Here is a 2,183-nt window from a genome sequence, read left to right on the forward strand (position 1 = left end):
GCCCTGGCCGTTCACTGGCGCGCGCCGCGCTCATGCAGCCGGTGGCCGACAAGATCTTCTTCGCCGGCGAGCACTTGGCCGGCCCGCTGATGCAGACCTGCGGCGGCGCACGGCTGTCGGGCGAAGCGGTGGCAAGACAGGTTGTCGCCCAGCTTGCGGCCAAATAGCTTCAGGAAAATGTGGAACGCCGCGCGGCTGTTCGCGTTGGGCACGGGCCGCCGTGAACATCTATGTCACCTCCGGTGAATTGAGACCGACATGAAACTCTTCGACTGCCCCCATTGCGGCCATCGCATCTATTTCGAGAACGCCCAGTGCCTGAACTGCGGGAACCCCGTGCTCTACGATCCCGAGCACGCCTGTTTCGCGCTGGCGAGCGCCGACGGCATCTTCCAGTGCACCAACGCCGATGAATGCGCCTGCAACTGGATGGCCGAGCCCGGACACGCCTTTTGCCGCGCCTGTGCGCTCAACCAGTTGATCCCGGATCTCTCCGTCGACGGCAACCGCCGCCGCTGGATCCGTGTCGAAGCGGCGAAGAAGCGCGCCATCTATTCGCTGCTGGCCTTCGGGCTGCCGGTGGCGCCCAAGCAGAACCCCGCCGACGAGATCGGGCTGGCCTTCGACTTCCTCGCCGATCCGATCGGCGGCGGCCCCGGCGGCGAGCGGATCCTGACCGGCCACGACAATGGCCTGATCACGCTCAACGTCGCCGAGGCGGATTCGGCCGAGCGCGAAAAGCGCCGCGTCGAGATGGGCGAGAACTACCGCACCTTGCTCGGTCATTTCCGTCATGAGCTTGGGCACTATTATTGGGACCGCCTGATCCGCGACGATCCGCACCGGCTCGAAGCTTTCCGCGCACTGTTCGGCGATGACCGCGCCGATTACGAACAGGCGCTGAAGGCCTATTATGCCAATGGTGCGCCGCCCGACTGGCAGCAAGGCCACATCTCGGCCTATGCGACCTCGCATCCATGGGAGGACTGGGCCGAGACCTGGGCTCACCACCTGCACATCACCGACACGCTGGAAATGGTGCACGCACTGAACTTTCCGCTCGGCCGGCTGGAGACGGTGGAGGCCAACGACTTGCCGCGCGGCGACACAGGCGGCGAATTGCAGGCCGCACCCTCGGAGCCGCCGACCGCGCCCGAGTCTTTCGAAAAGATCCTGGCCCGCTGGCTGGTGCTGTCGGAAGCCTCCAATTCGATCAACCGCTGCATGGGCCTGCCGGACCTCTATCCCTTTGTCATTTCGGACGTCACGGCGCGGAAATTGGACTTCGTTCACGAACTTCTGACCGATTTGCCTGGAGAACAGGGAACAAATCGTGAGTTGGCACAGGCGCTTTAGCGGGAACGCATGAGCTGCTGCCCCGTTTTCGCTGGCGAGGGACCATGAAAACGGAGAGAAACCATGAAATCCCTGTTGTTTCCGGCGGTCGCCGGAATGCTGACCGTGATGTCGGGCGCCGCGTTTGCCGACACCGCCGTCTCAGCCGTCACCGATCTTAACGTTCGCGCCGGACCCGGCCCGCAATACCCTGTCATCGGCGTGCTCGCCGCCGGTCAGTCGGCAACGCTCAATGGCTGCATCGAAAACAGCAAATGGTGCACCATAGCCGAGGCCGGCGGCCAGGGCTGGGTCTATTCCGACTATGTGACGGCCGATATAGGCGGCAGCCGGGTGGTGCTGACGCAACGGCGCGCCAGCGTTGCTGTCGTCTCGCCGCCGGAGGACATCGGCAACTACTCGACCGATTATACCGGCGCGATCATCGCCAGCGATCCGGTCGTCGATGACTTCCCGCCGCCCCCGGCTGAAGTCCGCACCTATGTCGACACGCACCGCCTCGATCCCATCTATCTCGATGGCGAAGTGGTCACCGGCGCGACCCTGCCCGACACCGTCGAGCTGCGCGAGATTCCAGACTACAATTACCGCTATGTCTATGTGAACGGCCAGCGGGCGCTGATCGATCCGCAGACCCGGCGCATCATGTACGTCGTGCGCTGACGACAATTGACATAAGCGGCCGCTGCCACAGCAGCGGCCGCCGGCAGGCGGCACCGCAGCGTCGCCTCTTGTGCGCCGACGCTGCTCTGAGCATTGTCCTTTGCGGAAGACTTCCGATTTTTCCGGCGGTCGGTTAGTCAATAGGCGATGACTTTGGCAAAGGA

General features: G+C 63.9%; 2 protein-coding genes. Both read left to right on the plus strand.

Annotated elements, in window-relative coordinates; translation table 11 throughout:
• Positions 1–258 precede the first annotated feature (258 nt).
• Positions 259–1,356, plus strand: coding sequence for a putative zinc-binding metallopeptidase (locus tag EN884_RS33945; RefSeq protein WP_013528805.1), 1,098 nt, complete (start codon positions 259–261; stop codon positions 1,354–1,356).
• A 63-nt stretch (positions 1,357–1,419) separates the two neighbouring features.
• On the plus strand, positions 1,420–2,019 hold the full coding sequence (locus EN884_RS33950; protein WP_063169558.1) for a DUF1236 domain-containing protein: 600 nt from the start codon (positions 1,420–1,422) through the stop codon (positions 2,017–2,019).
• The last annotated feature ends 164 nt before the right edge of the window (positions 2,020–2,183 follow it).

It is taken from the genome of Mesorhizobium sp. M7A.F.Ca.AU.001.01.1.1, assembly GCF_004022735.1.
Lineage (GTDB): Bacteria > Pseudomonadota > Alphaproteobacteria > Rhizobiales > Rhizobiaceae > Mesorhizobium > Mesorhizobium ciceri.

Excerpts from the sequence above, each read along its gene's own strand:
- EN884_RS33945 (WP_013528805.1), top strand. The coding sequence starts at position 259 with ATGAAACTCTTCGACTGCCCCCATTGCGGCCATCGCATCTATTTCGAG.
- EN884_RS33950 (WP_063169558.1), top strand. The coding sequence starts at position 1,420 with ATGAAATCCCTGTTGTTTCCGGCGGTCGCCGGAATGCTGACCGTGATG.